The following is a 23350-nucleotide window of genomic DNA, read 5'->3' as shown; positions in this document are numbered from 1 at the left end:
AACACGAATCTTCGCTTGAAGGGCTTCATTATTGGGGAGGGGTCTCTGCTGTTCGTGATTACGGTCTAAGTGTGTTGAGTATGTCAACTATCTTTGGCCCCGGTGGGACGGTTATTTCTGGCCCCGCTTCATCGGCTTAGCTCGCTGATTGTGGGTTAAGCGTGCGCAGAGGCGGGCGCGGCCCTCACGACTTGAGCGTCTGGGGGTTAAATACTGGGACATCCCCTATGTCGACATTTAGGATGCAGGCATGTTCACCTGCAATTTGACCGTCGTCCGTCAGAGTGGCATGGATCTCACGGTCCAGACTTTGGAGACCACGGAGACCCATCTCCTCATTCGCCTCAGATCAGAGGCCCGAATTCCATCCAGACATCATCGGGCCGGGACAACTCTTGCAGCGGCGCATGAGGGATTTACGCTCACCGATGGACACGGCACGACGCTGATGTTGGCGCATAGCAACTCGCTTTCAGACAGCCCCTTCGGAGGAATCCTCGACCTGGCCTTCCCGTCAGATGGCCAGTTCGATCTAGGCACTCCGCTGACCCTCAAATCCGAGAACGCCGAAGTGATATTTCAACTCTGACGCAAACGTAGGTGTGCCTTACAAGGGTCAGCTCGAAGTTTGTTGGTTGAGGGTGTGGGCGAGGCGGTAGGAGTCGGTTCCGGTTTCGATGATGGTGCCGTTGAAGGTAAGGCGGTCCACGATGGCGGCGCAGAGGCGCGGGTCGGTGAAGGTTTTGGTCCAGCCGGAGAATGACTCGTTCGACGCGATCGCAATGGAATTCTTTTCCTCGCGTTCGGTGAGGACCTGGAACAGTAGTTCGGCGCCCCGCCGGTCCAGTTCCATGTAACCCAGCTCGTCGATGCAGAGCAGGTCCACCCGGCCGTACCGGGCAATGGTCTTGGCCAGGACCTTCTCATCGGCGGCTTCGACAAGTTCGTTCACGAGACGGGTGGCGAGGGTGTATTTGACTCGGTAGCCCTTCTCTGCGGCGGCGGTGCCGAGTCCGATGAGCAGGTGGGATTTGCCGGTCCCGGAGTCCCCAATCAGGCAGAGGGGTTGTCCTTTGCGGATCCATTCCCCGGTGGCCAGGGTGTGGATGGTGGCGGGGTTGATGTTCGGGTTTGCATCGAAGTCAAAGTCCCCGAGCCACTTGTCCCGGGGAAAGTTCGCGGCTTTCACGCGCCGGATCGAGGAGCGCCGGTCCCTGTCGTCGCACTCGGCCAGCAGCAATTCGGCCAGGAATCCTTGGTAGGAGAGTTGTTCCTTCCCCGCGACGGCGAGGGCTTCGTCGAGCACCGCCCGGATCGTGGGCAGGCGCAGCCGACGGCACGCCTGGTCCACGGCGGCGACCGCGGCCTGCTCAGTCAGGCCTCGCCGCCGGCGCAAGGTCGGGGTGATGGTGGTCGCCGGTGCGGTGGGGCTCATGAGATGTTCTCCTTCGACGCGGTTCCTGCAGGGTGTTCGGAACGTTTGGCCAGCAGCTCGTCATAGGCGCGGACTGAGGGCAGTGGCCGGCTATCAGGCGGCAGCCCGGCAATGACCGCGGCGGGGTCCATGAGCCGGCGTTGGGTGAGACTGACAACCCGTTGCACTTTCTCTTCAGCATGAGCACCGGGATGACGGCCGGACCTGGCCCCACCCCGGCAAGATGCCGTAGCGTATCTGCGTGCTTCGACCGCAACGACGTCGGCGCTGACCGCACCCACTACCAGCGCCGCACTGATCCCTGCATGAATGTCTCCGGCATCCATCGACCGGTGAAGGAGCAGGACGTCGATGAGTTCACGAGTCCCGTCGGCGTCGCCGTTGACCCGGCGGGAGGCGGCCCAGAAAGCCTCGTGCGCGCTGGTAAACGCCCCGGACTCCCGCGCCCTTGCCAAAGCAGTAGAGCCTGGAAGGGCGCCGGGCTTGGTTTTGAGGACCTCGAGATAGTGATCCAGCTGGACCGACTGACCGGACCGGGCGGCGAGCCGCTGATGCCTGGCGACCACGGTGCGGCCATCGAACACCACAACCTCGGACGCCCGCAATGAGACCCTGACCCTCCGCCCGATGAACCGGGCCGGGACGGAATACTTCACCATCCTGACCGTGACCATCGAGGACCTGTCGACCCTCGGGTTCAGCGCCAGACCCGGATCAAATTCCTCCGCCGGCAACGGGGCCAGAAACGGCCGTTCAATCTCGAAGTCCTGGCCTATCGTGCGGATCCTGTCATTGATCCGCCGGTTCACGTCCTGAGCTTCCCAAGCCCGTATCCGGTCGTTGAGCTCGTCCAGGGAGTCAGCAACAGGCATCGGTGAAAGCCGGTTGCGGCGGAACCAGCCCACCTCACCCTCAACCCCGCCCTTTTCGTGGGCCCCTGCGATGCCGGACTGGCAATAGAAGGGATCGAAGCCGTAGAACGAACGGAACAACACCCATCTGTCGTTCTCCCGGCGCTGCCGGCCCTGCCCGAACACCACCGCGGTGACAGCACTGGTGAGGTTGTCATAGCGGATGTGTTTAGTCGGGACGCCGCCCAGAACCTTGAAAGCCTCGACGTGCCCTTCAAGAAAGGCTTCCTGGGCCTGGGTCGGGTAGATCCGATGGATGGCCCTGCCCGAATGCGATAACCGGAAAATGAACATGTGGCACTTCGTCTTCACGCCGTTCAGCACGACATAGACCTCGCCGAAGTCCACCTCAGCCTCAGCACCCGGTGCGTGTTCCTGGGGAATGAACACCTCAACGCGGCGTCCGGCCTCCACATCAATTTGGGCCCGGCGGACCCTGACGTAATCACGCACCGTGGAATACGACAGCTCTTGCGCACCGTGCTCTTCGATGAGCCGGGCCAGAATCCTGCGTGCAGTATGGCGCTGCTTCCGCGGCGCCGTCGTGTCCTCGATCAGCATCGCGTCGATCGCGCCCTTGAACGGCTCCAGCCTCCAGGACACGCCTTGTCTCTGTTTACGCTCCGGAGGGGCAGCTGAATCCAGCGCCTGCCTCACCGTTCGCCTGTGAACCCCGTACCGGACCGCCAACGCACGAACCGATAAGCCCTCAACCCGGGCGTCCCTCCGAATCCGCGCGAACAACTCCACTCTCGACTCCATCCAGACCAGCCTTCCGCCGCATCCATCCACTGATGGATCCAACGTTGAAGGTGGGGCCACAAATAACCGTCACAGGTGCCCGGCGAGTCACGAAGTGGGGCCAGAAATAACCGTCCTACCGGGGCCATCCAAACCTGTCACAGCCAGTGTGTCCAACTCAGAAAAAACTGGTATGCGTCCAACCATTGGGCGATTGCCGGGTGGTCGGCATCTGACTCTCCCGTCACAAGTGCTGCAGTATTGGCACGGTTACGTCCTTCTTCCTGGGTAACTGCGCTGACTAGAGACGCAAGCACCCGGGCAACCGCACGCGGGACGGGCACAAGGTCTTGATCGAGTCCCAAATCGGCATCGGGGTGCGCTGTCAGTAGCCCGGGAAGTTGCTTCATCAAGGATGCTGACGACGGGTTGGGCCGGGGAATAGCAAAGTCAGACATCACGGCCGGGAGTCCGCTCATCAACTCGCGCATGCAGTGACAGATGGTCGAGATTCGCGCACTCTCGCAGCCAGGACTGGCCGTGGTGACTAGTATCTCTTGTGCCGTTCTATACATGCCCGCGAGTTTTGGACTTCGGGGCTCCAGCGCCTCGATCACGCGTGTTTGGCGCTCACCCGGCCCCAATCCATCTCTCACTACTGCCGTTCTCCTCCGCATAGCCCGTAAAATCGCTCAAAGAGGGCCCCAAAGTAGCGCGCACGCACTGCTCGTTCCAGCCATGACCACCCTTGGTGGAGAATCGGGCCCCGGAGACAGTACCCTCGTGATGCTGTGCCTTGCGTCCGAATGCTGCCGTCCGGGATAGCGGTACCGAGACATGTGCTGGTCTCGTCCGCGCGCAGGCCATCGGACTCGATGACCGCATCGAGCTCGGTCCCTCGGCTCCAAGCGGCCCACCATCACCACGCAATGCCGTTGAAGGGCCTACACAGGGGTCGCGATAGCTCACGGACTGCGCTGCCAAAATCCCATAAAGATATTCAGATGTCGGTAACCAGCGTCAGGGCCAGTCTTCACCGAAGCTCCAATTCCATTTCGTTAGCTATTGGTCGACCGCCAACTGGCCCCGAGCCTCACAGATCCCGCTGACGGTCTGTGTCAGCCCCACAATCTCGGGGACTCTCGGGGCACACCAAAGAAACGCATTTGTTATGAGTCAAATTGGCCGGTCAGCGATGGTCGGCCAAGATAGTTGGCACCGCGCCATACTGTCTGTCACAGTGCCAACTAACTTGTCCGTTGTGCCAACTATGTCGTCAACTCACAATAGGGTGCCGTTCTTCCACCTAGGTCGACATCTCACAGAGAGACTAGAAGTCCCAGTCGTCATCCTCAGTATTGACAGCCTTGCCAATCACATACGACGAACCCGAGCCCGAGAAGAAGTCGTGGTTCTCGTCCGCGTTCGGCGACAGGGCCGAGAGGATGGCCGGGTTCACGTCGGTGACGGAGGCCGGGAACATGGCCTCGTAGCCCAGGTTCATCAGGGCCTTGTTGGCGTTGTAGTGCAGGAACTTCTTGACGTCCTCGGCCAGGCCGACGGAGTCGTAGAGGTCGTGCGTGTACTGGACCTCGTTCTCGTACAGCTCGAAGAGCAGCTCGAAGGTGTAGTCCTTGATTTCCTGCCGGCGCTCCTCGGAGACCTTCTCCAGGCCCTTCTGGAACTTGTAGCCGATGTAGTAGCCGTGCACGGCCTCGTCGCGGATGATCAGGCGGATCAGGTCTGCCGTGTTCGTCAGCTTGGCCCGCGAGGACCAGTACATCGGCAGGTAGAAGCCGGAGTAGAACAGGAAGCTCTCCAGCAGCGTGGAGGCCACCTTGCGCTTGAGGGGGTCGTCGCCCTGGTAGTAGTCCATGACGATCTGTGCCTTCTTCTGAAGGTTCTCGTTCTCGGTGGACCAGCGGAACGCCTCGTCGATCTCCTTGGTGGAGGCCAGCGTGGAGAAGATGGAGGAGTAGCTCTTGGCGTGCACGGACTCCATGAACGCGATGTTCGTGTAGACAGCCTCTTCATGCGGGGTGAGGGCGTCCGGAATCAGCGAGACGGCGCCGACGGTGCCCTGGATGGTGTCCAGCAGGGTCAGGCCCGTGAACACGCGCATGGTGAGCTGCTGCTCGTCCGGGGTCAGCGTCGCCCACGACTGCACGTCGTTGGACAGCGGCACCTTTTCCGGCAGCCAGAAGTTGTTGACCAGGCGGTTCCAGACATCCACGTCCTTGTCGTCCTGGATGCGGTTCCAGTTAATGGCTTCAACGTGGCTGAGAAGCTTTACTTTTTCTGTCATGACTCCGACTCGCTTTCTGAAGAGAGACTGGGTTTGGCTGAGTCCTCGACGCAATACTTGCAGTCGGCTTTCTCTATGCCTCTGTTGGTGTGATGTCTGGTGTGGGCGTTTCGCTGGCTGGAAGGCATCGGACGGCCCTTCCGTACTGCTGACATTTTCGCACGGGTTTCGGCACTGGCCTGCTTCCCAAAGTTCGGGTTGCCGGCACCTTTCTTGGCTTCTGAAAGTGCTTTGCGGGTTTCGTCACCGACCGAATGCCCAAAACTTGGATGCTCCGGGCCGAACTTCCCAAAGTTCGGGTTCTCCGGTCCGGAGTTAGTTCCCTTGCGATCCTCCGCCCACTTCTTCCGCTGCTCCAGGCTGTGCTTGCCGCCGTAAAACGGGTTATCGGCACCTGAACGGCTAAGCCCCTTGCGGCCGGTACTCCTGATGCGGGCGGCTTCACGCTGTTCTTCGGTCCAGACGACGCCGGTCGGTCCCAGACCGCCTTCCGCGATGTTCAGAAGACGGTCCCCTTCTCGTCGCAAATAGCTGATCCACTCGATCTCCGCCCGCCCCAGCTCGGGCAGACCTTCAATCCAATCCAGCTCGTCCGCGATGAGATCAGCCGGATCGTGTTTTCGAAGCCAATCGTAGAACGGCGTCTTACGGCCCTCAGCAGCCACTCGCAGGTGCTGATGGAAACGACGACTGGCCGTCTTAGTCGTGATACCGACATAACGGTACTCGGCCTCCCGCCTAAGCCGGATGCCGTAGACCAAGCCGCCCGTCGCCGTCGTCGTTTCCATCATTTCAACCGATCACTCAAAATCAGCCGATTTCAGTTGATCAAAGCATGCACGAGACACAATTTTCTACCTCGGTCCCTTCCAGCGCGAGCTGGCGGAGACGGATGTAGTAGATGGTCTTGATGCCCTTCTTCCAGGCGTAGATCTGGGCCTTGTTGATGTCGCGCGTGGTGGCGGTGTCCTTGAAGAACAGCGTCAGGGACAGGCCCTGGTCCACGTGCTGCGTGGCGGCGGCGTAGGTGTCGATGACCTTCTCGTAGCCGATCTCGTACGCGTCCTGGTAGTACTCCAGGTTGTCGTTCGTCAGGTACGGCGCCGGGTAGTACACGCGGCCCAGCTTGCCTTCCTTGCGGATCTCGATCTTGGACGCCACCGGGTGGATCGAGGAGGTGGAGTTGTTGATGTAGGAGATCGAGCCGGTAGGCGGAACGGCCTGCAGGTTCTGGTTGTAGATGCCGTGCTCCATGACGGAGGCCTTCAGCTCGCGCCAGTCATCCTGGGTGGGGATGTGGATGTTCTTGAACAGCTCGGCGACCTTCTCGGTCTGCGGGACCCATTCCTGCTCGGTGTACTTGTCGAAGAACTCGCCGGAGGCGTACTTGGACTTCTCGAAGCCGCCGAATGTCTGGCCGGTCTGGATGGCCAGCAGGTTGGAGGCGCGGACCGCGTGGAACACCACCGAGTAGAAGTAGATGTTGGTGAAGTCCAGGCCCTCTTCGGAACCGTAGTGGACCCGCTCGCGGGCCAGGTAGCCGTGCAGGTTCATCTGGCCGAGGCCGATCGCGTGGCTCTGGTCGTTACCGCGGGCAATCGAGGGCACCGAGGTGATGTTGGACATGTCCGAGACGGCCGAGAGGGACCGGATGGCCGTCTCGATGGTCAGGCCGAAGTCCGGCGAGTCCATGGTCTTGGCGATGTTCAGCGAACCCAGGTTGCAGGAGATGTCCTTGCCGGTCTGGTCGTAGGACAGGTCATCGTGGTACGTGGTGGGCTGGGAAACCTGGAGGATCTCCGAGCACAGGTTGGACATGATGATCTTGCCGTCGATCGGGTTTTCCCGGTTCACGGTGTCCTCGAACATGATGTACGGGTAGCCGGATTCGAACTGGATCTCGGCGAGGGTCTGGAAGAACTCGCGCGCCTTGATCTTGGTCTTCTTGATCCGGGAATCGTCCACCATCTCGTAGTACTTCTCGGTGACCGAGACGTCGGAGAACGGCATGCCGTAGACCTTTTCGACGTCGTACGGGGAGAACAGGTACATGTCCTCGTCCCGCTTGGCGAGCTCGAAGGTGATGTCCGGGATGACGACGCCGAGCGAGAGGGTCTTGATGCGGATCTTCTCGTCCGCGTTCTCGCGCTTGGTGTCCAGGAAGCGGTAGATGTCCGGGTGGTGCGCGTGCAGGTACACCGCACCGGCACCCTGGCGGGCACCGAGCTGGTTGGCGTAGGAGAAGCTGTCCTCGAGGAGCTTCATCACGGGGATGACACCGGAGGACTGGTTCTCGATCTGCTTGATCGGCGCGCCGACCTCGCGGATGTTGGTCAGCGCGAAGGCGACGCCGCCGCCGCGTTTGGAGAGCTGCAGGGCGGAGTTGATGGACCGGCCGATCGACTCCATGTTGTCTTCGATGCGGAGCAGGAAGCAGGAGACCAGCTCGCCGCGCTGGCGCTTGCCGGCATTCAGGAACGTCGGGGTGGCCGGCTGGAAGCGGCCTTCGATGATCTCGTCCACCATCTGGGTGGCGAGCTTCTCGTCGCCGCGGGCCAGGTGCAGGGCCACCATGCAGACGCGGTCCTCGTAGCGCTCCAGGAAGCGCTTTCCGTCGAACGTCTTCAGCGTGTAGGAGGTGTAGAACTTGAACGCGCCGAGGAAGGTCTCGAAGCGGAACTTCTTCTTGTACGCGCGGTTGTAGAGCTCGCGGATGAAATTCATCGTGTACTGGTCGAGGGTTTCGCGCTCGTAGTACTCGTTCTTGACGAGGTAGTCGAGCTTTTCCTCGAGGTCGTGGAAGAACACGGTGTTGTTGTTCACGTGCTGCAGGAAGTACTGGTGCGCGGCCTCGCGGTCGGCCTCGAACTGGATTTCCCCGTTGGGGCCGTAGAGGTTCAGCATGGCGTTCAGCTCGTGGTAGCCCAGGCCCTTGTAGGCGGCCGGCATCTCGTGCTTCTTCTCAACAGCGGCGGCGGCTGTGCCGGTGCCCGTGTGCAGGCCTGCGCCTTCAGTTACTGCTTTGTCTGCGACAGTCGTGTCCAAAACTCTTCCAATCCTTGTTGTACGCGGTTGACGTCTTCCGGCGTCCCCATGAGTTCGAAGCGATATAGGTGCGGGACCTTGCACTTGGCGGCGATGATGTCCCCTGCCATGCAGTAGTTGTCCCCGAAATTGGTGTTTCCTGCGCCGATCACTCCGCGGATCAGCTTCCGGTTGCCCGGATCGTTCAAAAACCTGATGACCTGCTTTGGAACAGATCCCTCTCCCCCGGTGCCCCCATAGGTCGGGAGCAACAAAACGTAGGGCTCCCGGGCCACCAGCGGAGCGTCCCTCGGGTAAAGGGGGATCCTGGCGGCGTCGACGCCCAGCTTCGCAACGAAGCGTGCGGTGTTTTCGGAGGTGGAGGAAAAGTAGATGAGCCGGCAGTGCGTGGTGGTCGCCGGTGCTGCCGTGCTGACCGCTTCCCCGCCGTCAGCCGTGGCAGCCACCCGATCTTCAGTTGTTACAGCCACGGTGGTCACCTCATCTACCGTGAATTCTTCCCTGGTAGCGGCGTCCTGGGCTTTTCAGGCGACAGGGCGTTTCAGGCTACAGCGACGGCGGCAGCCTGCGCCAGTTCTTCGATCTTGTCCGGGCGGAAACCTGACCAGTGGTCCTGGTCGGTGACGACAACGGGGGCCTGCATGTAGCCCAGGGACTTCAGGCGCTCAAGGGCTTCCGCGTCCTGGGAAATGTCGACGCTCTGGTAGGCGATGCCCTTCTTGTCCAGCGCGCGGTAGGTCGCGTTGCACTGAACGCAGGCCGGCTTCGTGTAAACCGTAACGGTCATGGTCCTGTCCCCTTTGTTGAAGTCTTCTGTGGAGCGCAATCCCGGCTCCGGATGTCCCGCGCTGATGCTCTGCTGGAACTGTATGTCGATACTACATGTAGTGCAAGAGCCTCATGTGGACCCCAAGATGATGTATTACAAGTATGTCATTTAACCCACCTTTAATCCACAGGAGGGGGCCCTCCAAATGTCCGGATTTCCGCCATTTTGGCGGACGAAATCCACACCCTGTGGAGTAGTTAGCCACATTAATCACGCCCGCGTGTCGCACCGCAGACGGCGTGTCGCGCGCCGCCGCGGGGACCCGGGTTGGTGGCGCCGGCCACTACATCTGGTGTCCGGGCACACGAAAGAGGCGGGCACCGCGGTGCCCGCCTCAAGCGATTCGTGATTGTTCTAACACCGGGGCTAGGAGGCGGAGTCAAGCACGATCTGCTGCACGTCGAGGTAGCCCGTTTCAAACCCGGCCCGGGAGTAGCAGAGGTAGAACAGCCACATCCGCTGGAAGACCGCGTCAAAGCCCATGGCCCCCACCTCGTCCTCGCGGGCCATGAACCGCTCTTCCCAAAGCCGCAGCGTCTGGGCGTAATGCTCACCCATGGCGAGGCGTTCGCGGACGCGCAGTCCGGTCTGCTTCGCCGTGATGTCCTCGATGGCCCGGACGGACGGAATGACCCCGCCCGGGAAGATGTACTTGTGCACCCAGGTGTAGCTGGTGCGGGTGGCCATGAGCCGGTCGTGGGCGATCGTGATGGCCTGGATGGCCACCCTGCCGCCCGGGGCCAGGACCCGCTCGATGGTCTGGAAGTAGGTGGCCCAGTATTCGAAGCCGACGGCCTCGATCATTTCGACCGAGACGACGGCGTCGTACTCGCCCTCCACGGCGCGGTAGTCCTTGAGCTCGATCGTGACGGCGTCGGCGTAGCCGGCCTCGGCCACGCGCTGGCGGGCCAGTTCCTGCTGCTCGCTGGAGAGCGTCACGGAGTAGACGGTGGCGCCGCGGGCGGCGGCGCGCAGGGCAAGCTCTCCCCAGCCGGTGCCGATTTCCAGGACCCGGGTGCCTTCCTTCACACCGGCCTTGTCCAGCAGCCGGTCAATCTTGGCCTGCTGCGCTGCGGCCAGCCCGTCCCAGGCCACGTTCCGCAGGGAGTCGCCGCTTTCCGGGAAGAGAGCGCTGGAGTACGTCATGGTGCTGTCCAGGAACGAGGCGAAGAGCTCGTTGGAGAGGTCGTAGTGCCGGGAGATGTTGGAGCGGGTGTTCTTCTCCGTGTTCCGTTCCCTGCGCGGCTGGCGCGGCAGGTACAGGCCGCGCAGCTTCTGCAGCGGCTCGGGAACGAGCGTGCCGACGCGGGAGGCAAACACCTCCATGACGGCGGTGAGGTCATCGGCGTCCCAGTCGCCGGCCATGAAGGACTCGCCCAGGCCGATCAGGCCGCCGTCGCCGAGGCGGGTGGCGAAGGCAACGGGTCGGTTGATGGTCATGACGGGATAGCCGGCGGCAGCCTGGTCAGAGGCGGTGCCGGCGGGTACCTGGTCGGAGGGAGCCGTGCCCAGTGCTGCTTTGCCCAATACTGTGCCGTCCGGGTACCGGACTTCCAGCGGCAGCCTGCGCACGGCCGCCTTGAAGATGGCGTCCGCAGCGCGTCCGGCCACACGGGCCTTGAGGCTCGAGGGCACCGTGGCGATGCTGGGCCAGATGGCGGCGTCGATGGTGGCGGGAGGCTGGGGAACGGTGTACGGCACCCTGCTGGTGACGAGCCCGCTGTCGACGGCGCTGCCGGCAACTGCGCTGCCGTTTACTGCGCCGCTGTGCGTGGTGCCCTGTGCCCGTCCCGTACCGGACCCGGTCGCTTCGGTCATTGTCACTGAACTGCCTCCTGTGAAGGGTGGTGTGGTTTTTTGATGATGGGCAGGCGGCGCGCCCACAGTTTGATGCCTTGCCAGCGGATCTGCGCCGCGACACGCAGCGGGGCCGCGGGTACGGCGAGCGCCGCGGACACGATGTTCCGCACGCTTGCTTGGTGCCGGACGCCGTCCATGGTGGCGATGAAGGGCTGCTGTCCCTCCCGTTCCAGGACGATCGATACGGCGAGCCGTTCGCCTGGTTCGGGGAGCTTCATGCGGTACTCGCCGTCGACGTCGTTGAACGGCGAGACGTAGAACGCCTTCGGGACGCTCGCCCTGCCCGTGGCGTCGGTTTCGAGGAGGTAGCAGTGCCGCTCCCCGTACGTGTTGTGAACCTCGGCGACGACGCAGCGCAACTCACCGGAGGCACTATGGCACCAGAACACGCTCAGCGGGTTGAACACGTGCCCGAAAACCCGGGCGCTGGCAAGCATGGTGATGCGCCCGCCGTCGGGCTTTATCCCCTGGGTGGCAAGGTAGCTTTCCACGTTGCCGCGCAGGGTGCCGTCCGGATCACCGAGGTGGTCCTCCACCCGGAATCCCGCCAGCGGCCGCAGCAGGCGCGGCAGCTGCGGGAGATGGTCGACGTCGACATACCAGCTGTAGCTGCGGTAGGTAAACGCGTTGCGCAGCGGAGTCCGCCGCACATGGGCGATGGCAGTGCGGTAGATAGCCGCGCCGTGGAGGCCGGCCGGATGGATGGTGGCCGGCGCGCTCATGGCACCTCCACCGCGGCCGGCGGAACTGCGGCCGGCTGGACTGCGGGCGGCGCGAGGTCCGGGTCCACGGCCACCGTGCCGATGTTAACGGGAAGCTGGTCCCAGTCGCGGCCGAGCCGGGCGGCCGCCTTGAGACCAGACAGGGCGCCGTCCTCGTGGAATCCCCAGCCGTGGTACGCGCCGGCGAAAGCCAGCCGCCCGTCGCCGAGTCCGAAGATCCGCTGCTGCGCCGCCAGCGACTCCGGGGTGTACTGCGGGTGCTCGTAGACCATCCGGTCCAGGACCGTGGCGTCGTCGATCAGCTCGGATTCGCCGAGGCTGACGATGTACCGGCCGCCGTCGACGGGTTCCAGCCGTTGCAGCCGGGTCATGTCGTAGCTGACCAAGACCTTGTCCGGCCGGGCGTCGCAGGACGGCAGCCGGTAGTTCCAGGAGGCCTGGGCGTTGGGGCTGGCCGGCAGCACGGCCTCGTCACGGTGGAAGAGCGTCTGGTTCACCGAATAGGGCATGCCGCCAAGGGCGGCCCGCTCGGCCGCCGAGGCGTCGGTGAGCATGCGCAGGGCCTGCGCCGGGTGGGTGGCGATGACGACGGCGTCAAAGGTCTCGCGCACGGTCCCGGCACCGAGCGCGGACGTGACGTCGACGCCGTCGGCGTGCCGGTGCACCGTGGTGACCGGGCTGGCGAGCCGGATGTCCGGCAGGGTCGCGGCGACTTTGTCGACGTAGCTGCGCGAGCCGCCGGTGACGGTCCGCCATTGCGGGGAGCCCTTGACGCCGAGCAGGCCGTGGTGGCCCAGGAAGGTGAACAGGTAGCGGGCCGGGTAGGCCAGCGCGGTGGTGGGGTCGCAGGACCAAACGGCGCTGACCACGGGGGTCATAAAGTGCGAGATGAAATAGCTGCTGAACTTCTCCTGGGCCAGGAACTCCCCCAGGGTGAGCTCGTGTCCGGCGACTGCCGTGCCTGTGGCGGGTTCGGCCAGCAGGGCGCGGGCCCGGCGGTGGAACCGGGTGATTTCCAGCAGCATCCGCAGGTAGCGGCCACGCAGCAGGGTGGACGGCCGGGGAATGATCCCGCGCCCCTTGGCCCGTGCGCCGGCGTATTCCAGCCCGCAGCCGTCGCAGCGGACGGACATGCTCATTTCGGAGTCCTGGGTTTCGACGCCGAGCTCGGCGAACAGGCGCAGGAGCGTGGGATACGTCCGTTCGTTGTGGACGATGAAGCCGGTGTCCACGCCCAGCGTGGGTCCGTTCTGCTGCGGCACATCGTGGGTGTGGGCGTGGCCGCCGAGCCGGGAGTCGGCCTCGAAGAGCGTTACCCGGTCCTGCCCGTTCAGCACGTACGCGGCGGTCAGCCCCGCCACTCCGCTGCCGATGACGGCGACGCGCCGGCCTGCCGGAATCCCTGCTGCTTGCGACACTGATCTGCTCCTGTTGTCTGGCCCGAAGTCTCTTATGGGCAATTCGGTGCCGTCGGGCGGCCGGATGAGTATGAATGTGGGATTTTTCAGTTCTGCTGTCAGACCCTCGCCAGTGACGCCGTCAGCTGCCACTCGAGTTGGGTTCCTCGGATTCTCCTGCATGGGCCCGGCCGCGCAGCGCAGACTTTCCGTGCGGACATTCCGGCAGACACATCAGCACGCAGACCGGCACGGCCGCCGGAGGGCCGGATATGCCACAATAAAGCGGGAATTCCGGTCCCGTCTCCGTGGACCCGCAACCAGGCGAAGGGCAGCCCTTGATCAACCCCGTCCATCTCCGGACCCTTGTGGAAGTGATCCGGCTTGGATCGTTTGCGGCCGCCGCCACCCGCCTTGGCTACACGGCTTCGGCCGTCTCCCAGCAAATGTCGGCACTGGAACGCGACACCGGCGTCACCTTGTTCCAGCGCGCGGCCCGCAGCATCCAGCCGACCGAAGCCGCCGTCGTCATGACCCGGCACGCCGCCAAGGTCCTGACGGACATCGAGACGCTCATGGCCGCCGCCTCCCGGGCGCAGGAAAGCCCCAGCCAGGAGCTGCGGCTGGGCATCTTCCCGAGCCTGGCCACCTATGTGCTGCCGCCGATCCTGCGGAACCCGGCCTGGAAGAAGCTCGGCATCGACCTGCGGGTCTCGGTCGCGGAACCGGCCCAGACCATCCAGGGGCTGCGGACCGGCGGCGAACTCGACGTCGCCCTGGTGTACCAGGTGGGTCAGTCCGGCCTCGCCTGGCCGCACACCGTGGACCGGCAGTGGATCGGCGACGACGACTTCCGCGTGGTGCTGCCGGCGGCCTGGGGCATCGGGACGGATTCCAAGGTCGCCGCGCCGCATCTATCGGACATGCCCTGGATCATGCACCACCCCGGCACGTCCGACGCCACGGTGATTGAACGGCTCTTCGCGAGCTGCAACCTGCACCCCCGCGTGGTGGCCTACAGCGATGACTTCCACGCGAGCCTGGAGATGGCCGCCGCCGGGCTCGGCGCCGCCCTGGTCCCCGACCTCGCCCTGCGGCACCGCCCTGCCGGCGTGGTGGTCCTCGATGTGCCGGAGATCCGGCTGGCACGGAATGTTTTCGCCCTGCTGATCAACGAGAAGCGGACGGCCCAGGTCCAGCTGTTCGTGGAGCTGCTGGCCGAAACGATGCACCGGCCCGGGACCACGGGAAGGGACTGAGCTGAAGCCCCCGTTAGGCCGGCGCCGTTCAGCGCCGCCTGGCCCGCTTCCCGACCGGCGCCACGAGTGCGTCGATGATCCGGTGCTTGGTCCCGGTGTACGGCGGGTAGATCAGTTCCAGCGTGTCCGGCCACAGCGGCTTGTCCAGGGTGGGGCGCTCATGCGAGAACGTCCGCACCGAATGTTCCCCGTGATAGGCCCCCATGCCGCTGCCGCCGACCCCACCGAAGGGAAGCCCAGGGACTGACAGGTGGGCCGCCGGAACGTCGAAGCACAGGGCCCCCGACGAGGTCCGCCCGGCGAAGGCGCGGCGCGTCTGCGGATCGTTGCTGAAGACGTAGAGTGCCAGCGGCTTGGCGCGCCCGTTGACCTCCTCGATGGCCGCGTCGAGCCCGTCCACGGGCACCAGTGGCAGCAGGGGTCCGAAGATTTCTTCCGCCATGATTGCGTCGCCGGGCGCCGGGCGCAGCAGGGTCGGCGCAAAGTAGCGGCTGGCGGCGTCGCGCTGTCCGCCGTGCACCACCGTGCTGGCGTCGGCGAGGGCCGCGAGCCGTGCGAAGTGGCGGTCATCGACTATCCGGCCGTACGACGGGCTCGCCGCCGGGTCCGGTCCGAAGAGCGCCGTAACGGCCTTGATCAGCTCGGCCTGCAGCGGCTCCAGGATCTCCTTCCGGGCCAGGACGTAGTCGGGTGCGACGCACGTCTGCCCGGCGTTCATGAACCGGCCCCAGGCGATGCGTTTGGCCGCCGTGGCCAGGTCCGTGGATGTATCGACGTAGGCCGGGGACTTGCCGCCGAGCTCCAGCGTCACCGGGGTCAGGTGCTCGGCCGCCGCGCGCATGACCACCTTGGCCGCGGCTTCTCCCCCGGTGAAGAAGATGTGGTCGAAGCGTTCGGCCAGGAGGGCGGTGGTCTCCGGGATGCCGCCCTCAACCACTTCGGCGGCGCCGGCCAGGTATTCGGGAATCCAGCGGGCCAGTACGGCCGAGGTGGCCGGGGCATGTTCGCTCGGCTTGAGGACCACGGTGTTTCCCGCGGCCAGGGCGCCGGCGAGCGGGGCGAGCAGCAGTTGCAGCGGGTAGTTCCACGGCCCGATCACCAGCACCACGCCCAGCGGGGTGAGTTCGGTCCAGGCGCGGGCCGGCCGCACTGCCAGCGGCACCGGCACGCGGCGGGGCCGCAGCCAGCCTTCGAGGTGCCGCTCCAGGTGCGCCGCCTCGGCGTCCACGAACCCGATCTCTGCGAGCTGCGCCTCGGTGTGGTGCTTGCCCAGGTCGCGGGCGAGGGCTTCGGCGAAGTCCGCGTGCCGCTCCGCGAGCATGCGCCGCAGCCGGCGCAGCTGATCCAGCCGCCAGGTGAGCGGGCGGGTGGTCCCGGCGTCGAACGCGGCCCGGGCACGGCCGACGGGTGAGATTACATGCTGCATCCGATCAATGTACAGTCATGCGGCCGTCCGCCGGTCCGGTACCGGTGACTCCGGTACGGAAAACCCTGCCAACGCTGGAATGGTCCGGTTTTCAGGACTATGTTGAAGATATGAACAAGGTAGCGAGCAAGCACTTCGGCGAGGTCGAGCTCAACCACGGACGGGAGCATAATCTCACCGCCACGCATGAGCTGGCGGGCCAGACCGTGGAGCTTGACCTGAATGTCAACGCGCATGACCATTTCGATGAAGCGGCCATGCATAAAGTTGACTACCGCCTGCGCTTCCTGCCCGAACTCGTGGACCAGGTCCGCGAAATGATCGCCGAGGAACTGGACCAGGAAGGCACCAGTCCGCAGGAGTACCGCCACTTCCATTGCAACGCGATCAAGGACGAACACCTCAAGAAGGTCTTCGGCGTCGAGGACAAGAGCCAGCTGACCGACGAGGTCTTCCTCAAGGCGCTCAAGCTCGGCCACGTGGGCATCTACCCCGGCCAGCCGGAACGCTACTTCGTCCTCGATTTCACGCTGGGCCAGCACTTCACCGACGAGGTCCTCGTCGCTTCCGCGGATGAGGACGGCGTCGTCGACGACGAAATCCTCTGGGAGTCCTGACCCGGGCATCCTGAGTCGCTGGTAATCCTGCATCGACTGCTCCGTAGATGCCCTTCCGGGCGCGCAAAACGGCGGCTGCCCAGCAATCGATGATCAAGAACGTACGACGCCGGCCGGTCACCTTGGAGGGTGACCGGCCGGCGTCGTTTGTCCGTGGAGCGGGCTCTGACGGCTGCTTGCCTGGTGGCCTGTTACTTGGCGGCTGAGAGCAGTTCGGCGCGGACCGTCCTGGTGGCCGTGACGAGGTTGCGCAGGGACTCCTCAGTCTCGGCGTAGCCGCGGGTCTTCAGGCCGCAGTCCGGGTTGACCCAGAGCTGGCGGGACGGGACGTGCTTGACGGCGGTGCTGAGCAGTTCGGTGACTTCCTGTTCGCCCGGGACGCGGGGCGAGTGGATGTCGTAGACGCCCGGGCCAACGCCGCGGCCGAAGCCGTGGGACTCGAGGTCGTGGACGACCTCCATGCGGGAGCGGGCGGCCTCGATCGAGGTGACGTCGGCGTCGAGGCCGTCGATCGCGTCGATGATGGCGCCGAACTCGGAGTAGCACAGGTGTGTGTGGACCTGGGTGGCGTCCGCGGCACCTGCGGTGGAGAGCCGGAAGGACTTCACGGACCAGTCCAGGTACGCGGCCTGGTCGGCCTTGCGCAGCGGCAGGAGCTCGCGCAGGGCGGGCTCGTCCACCTGGATGACCTTGATGCCGGCCGCCTCGAGGTCGGCGATCTCGTCGCGGAGGGCCAGCGCCACCTGGTTGGCGGTCTCGCCGAGCGGCTGGTCATCGCGGACGAAGGACCAGGCCAGGATGGTGACCGGGCCGGTGAGCATGCCCTTCATCGGCTTGCTGGTCAGGGACTGCGCGTACTCGGCCCACTTCACCGTGATCGGGGCGCTGCGGGTGACATCGCCCCACAGGATGGACGGTCGGGTGCAGCGCGAGCCGTAGGACTGGACCCAGCCGTGGACGGTGACGTCAAAGCCTTCGAGGTTCTCGGCGAAGTACTGGACCATGTCGTTGCGTTCGGGCTCGCCGTGGACCAGGACATCGAAGCCGAGCTCTTCCTGCAGCTCCACGACGCGCTTGATCTCGTCCTTCATAAGCTGCTCGTACTGCTCCGTGGTGAGGTCGCCGCGGTTGGCGCGGGCCCTGGCGGTGCGGATTTCGCCGGTCTGCGGGAAGGAGCCGATGGTGGTGGTGGGCAGCGGCGGCAGGTGCAGCGCCTTCTCCTGGGCTGCCTCGCGGACGGCGTAGGCGGAGCGGTTGAAGTCGGCGCCGGTCAGGGCGGCGGTGCGGGCCCGGACGTCGCCGCGGCGGACGCCTTCGGCCTCGGCGCGGGAGGCGATGACGCGGGTGGCCTCGTCGATGGCGGGCTGGACGGCTGCCTCGTCGGTCAGCAGACCGGCGAGGGTGACGACTTCAACGGCCTTCTGGTCGGCGAAGGCCAGCCAGCTGCGCAGCTGCTCGGAGAGTTGGACTTCCTCGTCGACGTCGTGCGGGACGTGCTGCGTGGAGGTGGAGGTGCTGATGGCCAGCTTGGCCACCGACTTCTTCAGTTCGGCGATCTTCTTCGCGGAGGCGGCGAGGTCGTTGCGCCAGATGTTGTGGCCGTCCACGACGCCGGCGACGAGGGTCTTGTTGCCCAGCGCGGCCAGGGCAGCGGCGGACGGGACCTCGCCCTTGAAGACGTCCAGGTGCAGGGCGTCGATGCCGGTGGCGGCGAGGGTGCCGAGCTGGCCGTTGAGCGCGCCGTACGGGGTGGAGACGAAAAGCTGCGGGCGCTGGGCCGCGGCGGCCAGGGCCTCGTAGGAGCGGGCGACGGCGGCCTGGATTTCCACGGCCGGGGTGTCCTGGTCCACCACGAGGGCGGGCTCGTCGAGCTGGACCCAGCTGGCGCCGGCGGCGGCGAGCTTCTGAAGCAGCGCCGTGTAGACCGGGAGGACGTCCTCCAGGCGGGACAGCGGGCTGAAGCCGGCCGGGGCGTCGTCGGAGGCCTTGCTCAGCAGCAGGAACGTGACCGGGCCGACGATGTACGGGCGGGTCTCGACGCCGTTGGCGAGGGCGTATTCGAATTCCTCGACGATCCGGTTCGAGGTCAGCGCGAAGTTGGTTTCCGGCCCGATTTCCGGCACGAGGTAGTGGTAGTTGGTGTCGAACCACTTGGTCATTTCCAGTGGCTGCTGGTCCTTGTTGCCGCGGGCCAGGGTGAAGTAGCCGTCGATGTCGAGCTGGCCCTGCGCGTTGAGGAGGTTCCCGAAGCGGGCCGGAACAGCACCGAGGTGGGCGGCGGCGTCGAGCACCTGGTCGTAGTAGGAGAAGGTGCCGGGCACCGCGGCGGCTTCGGTCAGGCCCAGGCCCTGGAGCTGCTTAGCGGTGCCGAGCTGGATTTCCCTGGCGGCCGCGTCCAGGGCTGCGGCGTCGATCTTGCCGGCCCAGTAGGCCTCGACGGCCTTCTTGAGTTCGCGGCGGCGGCCGATGCGCGGGTAGCCCAGGATCGAGGCGGCCGGGAACGGAGTGGGGTTGAGTGTGTTCACTGCAGTCATGGGAAGTCCTAAGTGTTGGTGGTGTGGTGCGGAGGGAAGTTGTGTGCTCTTGGCGCGCTCAGCTGGCGAGCTGGCGGCGGCTGGCCGTGTGCCGGTTGCCGCTGTTCTTGTTGCCGCTGTGCCGGTTTCCGCGGTGCGGGCGGGGCAGCGCGAGTTTGTCCAGCACATCCAGGGCCGCGGCGTGCTCATTGAACGTGTAGAGGTGGATGCCGGGGGCTCCGGCGTCCAGGGCTGCGTTGGCGAGATCAACGGTGGCGCTGACCCCGATCCGGGTCCGTTCGGCGTCGGTGTCGGCAGCCGCGAGGCGTTCGATCAGTTCCGGGGCCGGTTCGACGCCGGTCAGTTCGCCGAGCCGGGCGAGCCGCCGGAGGCTGGTGAGCGGCATGACCCCGGGAATGATCGGGATGGTCACCCCGGCCCGGCGTGCCCGGGCCAGGAGGTCGGCGTACTGCTCGGTGTGGAAGAAGACCTGGGTGATGGCGAAGTCGGCGCCGGAGCGCTGCTTGGCCAGCAGGACCTCGACGTCGTGCGCCTCGCTCGGGGATTCCGGGTGCCGGGTCGGGTAGGCGGCGACGCCGACCGCGACCCTGCCGGCGCACAACAGCGCCGATCGGCGCTGCTCCACGCGGCGAATGAGTTCGATCAGGTCCTGGGCGTACCGGAGCGATCCCGGCGGCGGGGTTTCTCCATCCTTGGGCCGGTCGCCGCGGAGGGCGAGGATGCCGCGGACGCCGACGTCGAGCAGTTCGCCGATAATCTCTGCCAGTTCCTGCGGTGAATTCCCCACACAGGTCAGGTGGGCCAGGGGCCGGAGCGTCGTTTCCTGCACGAGCCGGTTGACGAGATCGACGGCGGTGCTGCGGTTGGAGCCGTTGGAGCCGTAGGTCACGGACACGTAGTCCGGGTCTGTGGCTTCCAGTTCGCCGATGGTGGTCCAAAGGGATTCCGCGGCTGCGGGCGACCGCGGCGGGAACAGCTCGTAGGACAGCGCAACAGGGGCCGCGCCGGCAAGATTGGGATGGGTATCGATAAGGCTTGGTGGTGACATTTGCGTCCTTGGCTTTGAACACTGCGGCCGGGAGATCCGGAAGCCCCGAAGGACCGGAACCAGAAACGGAAACTCCGTCGTCAGTGAATTGAGTTTGGGGAACACGGAGGGAACTTCAGCAGGGCGCAGCCGCGACTGTTACGCCTGATACGAAGTTGTCCGTGAGCAAATGTCAGGCCCACATGGGGGCACCCACACCCTCCTGGGCCGCCCGGGGGCAGCTTTCAGCGGAGGATCGCTGACACGTTACTGAGGTAACTTGTATAGAACTCTAAGGCCGGGCCGTGGGGCCCTTCAAGTCGGGCCCCGAATTAAGACGCACCTTTACGGCTGTTTGCGGCGCCGGGCAGAACAATGTTCGCCCAAGGCGCCATTTTCGCCCCACGCGGCCCGCTCTCCCCAACGCATCCGGGCAGGACTATCCTGTTGCCATGATCCAGCTTCCAGCCAGCTATCAGCAGTACCTCGCCGGCAAGAGCGAGAGCTTCATCAACACCGTCCGGCCAGTCCTCATGCAGTCGGCCGCAGAGAGGTTGCACGGGGTCCGGATTCTCGTGCTTCCGCATGGCCACCAGGCGCATCTGGATGACACCATCCCGTATGGGACGGTGGTTGAGGACATCGACTGAGCCCGGTTAGCCTTTGTCTAGTCCCCCAGGAGCAGCCGCTGGGAACGCGGGGCCAGCGTGTGTTCGAGCACCAGGCAGGCCGCACCGACGGCGCCGACGTCCTCGCCTACCCCCGTGCCCACGACTTCGATCCCATGGATCCTCCGGGTGGCACTGTTCGCCTCAACCAGACCGGGGACCAGCTCGAGGTAAGCCGCCGAGAGGCAGGTCCAGAACGGGCCGCCGAACACTACCCGGTCCACGTCCAGGGCGTTGGTGACGACCGACACCGCACGGGCCACGAGCACTGCGGACCCACGAATGATTTCCTTGGCTGCGTCGTTGCCGGCTTCGGCGATCGCGCACAACTCGGCGAAACGTTCCTGAACTGCCGGCGCGCTCCTGTCCTGGAGTGAACCATTCAATATCCCGGCCGCCTCAGCCTGCGCCACGAGGACCTGCGGAATGGCGGAGGACTTCACGCAGCCGTGTTGCCCGCAGTCGCAGAGGGCACCGCCCGGGTCGACGATGATGTGCCCGATTTCTCCGGCGTTGCCCGAGGTCCCGCGGACGACTTCGTCGTTGAGCACGATCCCGCAGCCGATCCCGGTCCCCATGTACATGAAGACGAAGCTGCCCTCGCCGCTGGGGCCCCCGGCCCAGGTTTCGGCCACGGCTGCGCTGGTGACGTCCTTGTCCATGAGTGTCGACAGGCCCGTGGCTTCCGCGAGGCCATCCCGCAGCCCCACGTGGTCCCAGCCCGGCAGCAGCGGCGGGTCCACGACGGCGCCTTCGTTGAGGTCGATGGGCCCCGGCGACGCAACCCCGAGCCCGGCGATCCGGTCCGGGTCCACCCCGGAGTCCAGGATGAGCCTCTTGATTTCGCCCGCGATGGTGTCAATGACAGCCCTGGGGTCGGTGCCGGGCGGGGTGGTGATCCGTGAGTGCCGGACGACGGCGCCGAGCAGGTCCAGCACGACGAACGTGAGGACGGCCGGGTCCAGGTGCACGCCCACGGCGTACATCCCGGCGGGATTCAGCCGGAGCATGGTCCTGGGCTTGCCCGGCCCGGTGCCTTCCTTGCCCGCTTCGACTATCAGGTGCTGGTCGAGCAGCCGCCGGGAAATGTTGGAGATGGTCTGCGGCGAGAGTCCGACAATCTGGGCCAGTTCCACCCGGCTCAGCCCGCCGGGCGTGCGGCGGATGGCGTCGAGGATGACTGTGAGGTTGAAGTCGCCCATCTTCGGTAGGTTGGTCCCTCGCCTCGGCGAGGGTTGCCGGAACTCGGTCACTGATACCTCTAAACGTTTTGGCCACGCACAGCAGTTGTCAGAATCGTACGTTACGTGCAGGCGTGCGCCCACACTTGCGCTTTACCGACACAAAGTTTCTTGCGTCAAGGCCGCCGGGTGCTGGCCGTGACCGTGAATTTTGGATTCCTGCCGGCCTCGCGGGTGGGACCGATCAGCCGTTCCAGGGCCGGCCGGTAGTGCAGGTGGCTGTTGAACACGGTCCAGAGCTCCCCGCCCGGGGCAAGCACCCTGCCGGCCGCTTCGATCAGCTTGATCCCCGCGCCGGAGTGGACCGCCGCTTCCAGGTGGAAGGGCGGGTTGAGCAGCACCAGGTCCGCGCTGGCGTCCGGGAGGGAGCTCATGGCGTCGTCCTGAAGCACGTCGATCCGACCGTCCAGGCCGTTGGCCCGGGAGGTGGCCAGGGCTGAGTCGACAGCTGCGGCGGACCGGTCGGTCGCGGTGACGCGGGCGCCGGGGTTGGCGCGGGCGTACATCGCGGCGAGGATTCCGGTGCCGCAGCCAAGGTCGACGGCATGGGTGGCGTGCGGCATCCGGGGCAGGAAGTCCAGCAGGAACCGGGTCCCGATATCCAGCCCGGTGCCGGCAAAGACGGCGCCCCGGGCGCAGACCGTGAGCCCCAGTTCGTCGTTGACCTCAGTGACCGGGAAGGGCAGCGCGGCCGGGACCGGCCTGGGGCTCCGGGCCAGCAGGAGCCGTGATTTCTGCCGCGCCAGCTGGGGCTGGACATCCTCAAAGTAGCGCGCCAGGACGGTGTTCATGCCCAGGCCCATGTGTTTGACGCGTCCGCCCGCGACCAGCACCACCTCTGGCGCCGCGTAGCGGGCCACGGCGTCGGCGATTTCCTCAAGTTCCGCCAGGGACCGCGGCAACTGCAGCAAGACCATGGAGGCTCCCTCCAGCAGTTCGGCGCCCAGCGGGAGGTGCTCGAAGCCGCCGTCGATGCCCAGGGCCCCGGCGTTCGCCCGCAGTGCCCGTTCACCGGTGATGAGGTCCTGCTGGACGCGCACAGCGTCCGCCCCGAGGGTCAGTGCGCCGAGGGTCAGGGCACCGTACCGGTCCCCCACCACGGCGAGCCGGCCGCCGGGCTGCAGCAGGCCGGCCGCGGGCATCTCAAGGGCAGAGTCCAGCAGGAGCCTGTCCGTGGCGTCCCAGGCCTGCAGGTTGTCGGCCTCGACGTCGGGGAATCTTCTCAGCCGGGCAAAGAGGGATTCGAAGCTGTTGTCCGCCACGCGCGTTGTGCCGCCGTTTCTTCTCGGGCTTGGGTATGGGTGCTGGCAGTGGGAGCCGGGTGTGAGGCCTC

At 65.3% G+C, this 23350-nt stretch carries 19 protein-coding genes; 4 read left to right on the top strand and 15 right to left on the bottom strand.

The features are described 5' to 3' along the window. Positions 1 to 250: 250 nt before the first annotated feature. Positions 251 to 589, top strand: a complete 339-nt coding sequence (locus tag AC1DNG_RS00570) for a hypothetical protein (RefSeq protein ID WP_476867089.1) — start codon at positions 251 to 253, stop codon at positions 587 to 589. Positions 590 to 616: 27 nt separating this feature from the next. Here AC1DNG_RS00570 and istB read toward each other — a convergent pair whose 3' ends face one another. From istB to AC1DNG_RS00520, 10 genes are all read right to left on the bottom strand, one after another. Next, on the bottom strand, positions 617 to 1435 hold the full coding sequence (gene istB / locus AC1DNG_RS00565; RefSeq protein WP_476886362.1) for an IS21-like element helper ATPase IstB: 819 nt from the start codon (positions 1433 to 1435) through the stop codon (positions 617 to 619). Then, positions 1432 to 3108 carry an IS21 family transposase gene (istA, locus tag AC1DNG_RS00560; RefSeq protein WP_476886661.1) on the bottom strand — a complete coding sequence of 559 codons (1677 nt, stop codon included), beginning with the start codon at positions 3106 to 3108 and terminating at the stop codon, positions 1432 to 1434. Before istA ends, istB begins: the two co-directional genes overlap by 4 nt. A gap of 1309 nt (positions 3109 to 4417) precedes the next feature. Beyond that, complete coding sequence (gene nrdF, locus AC1DNG_RS00555) at positions 4418 to 5392, bottom strand: class 1b ribonucleoside-diphosphate reductase subunit beta (protein WP_223916933.1); 975 nt, start codon at positions 5390 to 5392, stop codon at positions 4418 to 4420. Continuing rightward, a complete protein-coding gene (locus AC1DNG_RS00550; RefSeq protein WP_476886361.1) occupies positions 5389 to 6183 on the bottom strand; it encodes an NUMOD3 domain-containing DNA-binding protein in 795 nt (264 codons plus the stop codon). The genes nrdF and AC1DNG_RS00550 overlap by 4 nt, the downstream gene beginning before the upstream one ends. Before the next feature lie 37 nt (positions 6184 to 6220). Beyond that, positions 6221 to 8341 carry a class 1b ribonucleoside-diphosphate reductase subunit alpha gene (nrdE, locus tag AC1DNG_RS00545; RefSeq protein ID WP_476850156.1) on the bottom strand — a complete coding sequence of 707 codons (2121 nt, stop codon included), beginning with the start codon at positions 8339 to 8341 and terminating at the stop codon, positions 6221 to 6223. A gap of 65 nt (positions 8342 to 8406) precedes the next feature. After that, a complete protein-coding gene (gene nrdI, locus AC1DNG_RS00540; RefSeq protein WP_223916943.1) occupies positions 8407 to 8811 on the bottom strand; it encodes a class Ib ribonucleoside-diphosphate reductase assembly flavoprotein NrdI in 405 nt (134 codons plus the stop codon). A gap of 167 nt (positions 8812 to 8978) precedes the next feature. Continuing rightward, the gene (gene nrdH / locus AC1DNG_RS00535; protein WP_018773329.1) at positions 8979 to 9224 is read right to left on the bottom strand and encodes a glutaredoxin-like protein NrdH; all 246 of its coding nucleotides are present in this window, start codon (positions 9222 to 9224) and stop codon (positions 8979 to 8981) included. A gap of 408 nt (positions 9225 to 9632) precedes the next feature. Then, the gene (locus AC1DNG_RS00530) at positions 9633 to 11090 is read right to left on the bottom strand and encodes a class I SAM-dependent methyltransferase (RefSeq protein ID WP_476886360.1); all 1458 of its coding nucleotides are present in this window, start codon (positions 11088 to 11090) and stop codon (positions 9633 to 9635) included. Beyond that, positions 11087 to 11848 carry a DUF1365 domain-containing protein gene (locus AC1DNG_RS00525; protein ID WP_476850107.1) on the bottom strand — a complete coding sequence of 254 codons (762 nt, stop codon included), beginning with the start codon at positions 11846 to 11848 and terminating at the stop codon, positions 11087 to 11089. The genes AC1DNG_RS00530 and AC1DNG_RS00525 overlap by 4 nt, the downstream gene beginning before the upstream one ends. Continuing rightward, entirely contained in the window at positions 11845 to 13266 is a 1422-nt protein-coding gene (locus AC1DNG_RS00520; RefSeq protein WP_476886359.1) for an NAD(P)/FAD-dependent oxidoreductase, read from the bottom strand. Before AC1DNG_RS00520 ends, AC1DNG_RS00525 begins: the two co-directional genes overlap by 4 nt. 317 nt (positions 13267 to 13583) lie before the next feature. On the opposite strand from AC1DNG_RS00520, the gene AC1DNG_RS00515 reads away from it, so the two are divergent. Continuing rightward, on the top strand, positions 13584 to 14504 hold the full coding sequence (locus AC1DNG_RS00515) for a LysR family transcriptional regulator (RefSeq protein WP_476858332.1): 921 nt from the start codon (positions 13584 to 13586) through the stop codon (positions 14502 to 14504). Positions 14505 to 14532: 28 nt separating this feature from the next. On the opposite strand, the gene AC1DNG_RS00510 is transcribed toward AC1DNG_RS00515, so the two are convergent. After that, complete coding sequence (locus tag AC1DNG_RS00510; protein ID WP_476886358.1) at positions 14533 to 15930, bottom strand: aldehyde dehydrogenase family protein; 1398 nt, start codon at positions 15928 to 15930, stop codon at positions 14533 to 14535. Between the two features lie 110 nt (positions 15931 to 16040). Here AC1DNG_RS00510 and AC1DNG_RS00505 point away from each other — a divergent pair, with 110 nt between their 5' ends. Then, a complete protein-coding gene (locus AC1DNG_RS00505; RefSeq protein WP_026537142.1) occupies positions 16041 to 16547 on the top strand; it encodes a DUF2004 domain-containing protein in 507 nt (168 codons plus the stop codon). A gap of 191 nt (positions 16548 to 16738) precedes the next feature. On the opposite strand, the gene metE is transcribed toward AC1DNG_RS00505, so the two are convergent. Next, the gene (metE, locus tag AC1DNG_RS00500; RefSeq protein WP_476886357.1) at positions 16739 to 19081 is read right to left on the bottom strand and encodes a 5-methyltetrahydropteroyltriglutamate--homocysteine S-methyltransferase; all 2343 of its coding nucleotides are present in this window, start codon (positions 19079 to 19081) and stop codon (positions 16739 to 16741) included. 58 nt (positions 19082 to 19139) lie between these two features. Next, a complete protein-coding gene (locus AC1DNG_RS00495; protein ID WP_028277878.1) occupies positions 19140 to 20129 on the bottom strand; it encodes a methylenetetrahydrofolate reductase in 990 nt (329 codons plus the stop codon). 431 nt (positions 20130 to 20560) lie between these two features. On the opposite strand from AC1DNG_RS00495, the gene AC1DNG_RS00490 reads away from it, so the two are divergent. After that, positions 20561 to 20758 carry a hypothetical protein gene (locus AC1DNG_RS00490; protein WP_018773338.1) on the top strand — a complete coding sequence of 66 codons (198 nt, stop codon included), beginning with the start codon at positions 20561 to 20563 and terminating at the stop codon, positions 20756 to 20758. Positions 20759 to 20775: 17 nt separating this feature from the next. Here the strand turns inward: AC1DNG_RS00490 and AC1DNG_RS00485 are convergent, their stop codons facing one another. Continuing rightward, on the bottom strand, positions 20776 to 21978 hold the full coding sequence (locus AC1DNG_RS00485; RefSeq protein WP_476886356.1) for an ROK family transcriptional regulator: 1203 nt from the start codon (positions 21976 to 21978) through the stop codon (positions 20776 to 20778). Positions 21979 to 22133: 155 nt separating this feature from the next. After that, positions 22134 to 23279: a class I SAM-dependent methyltransferase gene (locus AC1DNG_RS00480; RefSeq protein WP_476886355.1), complete on the bottom strand. Its 1146-nt coding sequence runs from the start codon at positions 23277 to 23279 to the stop codon at positions 22134 to 22136. Positions 23280 to 23350: the final 71 nt, after the last annotated feature.

It is taken from the genome of Arthrobacter sp. 01T425 (genome assembly GCF_056398725.1).
The sequence above is the reverse complement of the archived record's forward strand: the minus strand, read 5'-3'. Positions and strand labels throughout refer to the sequence as shown.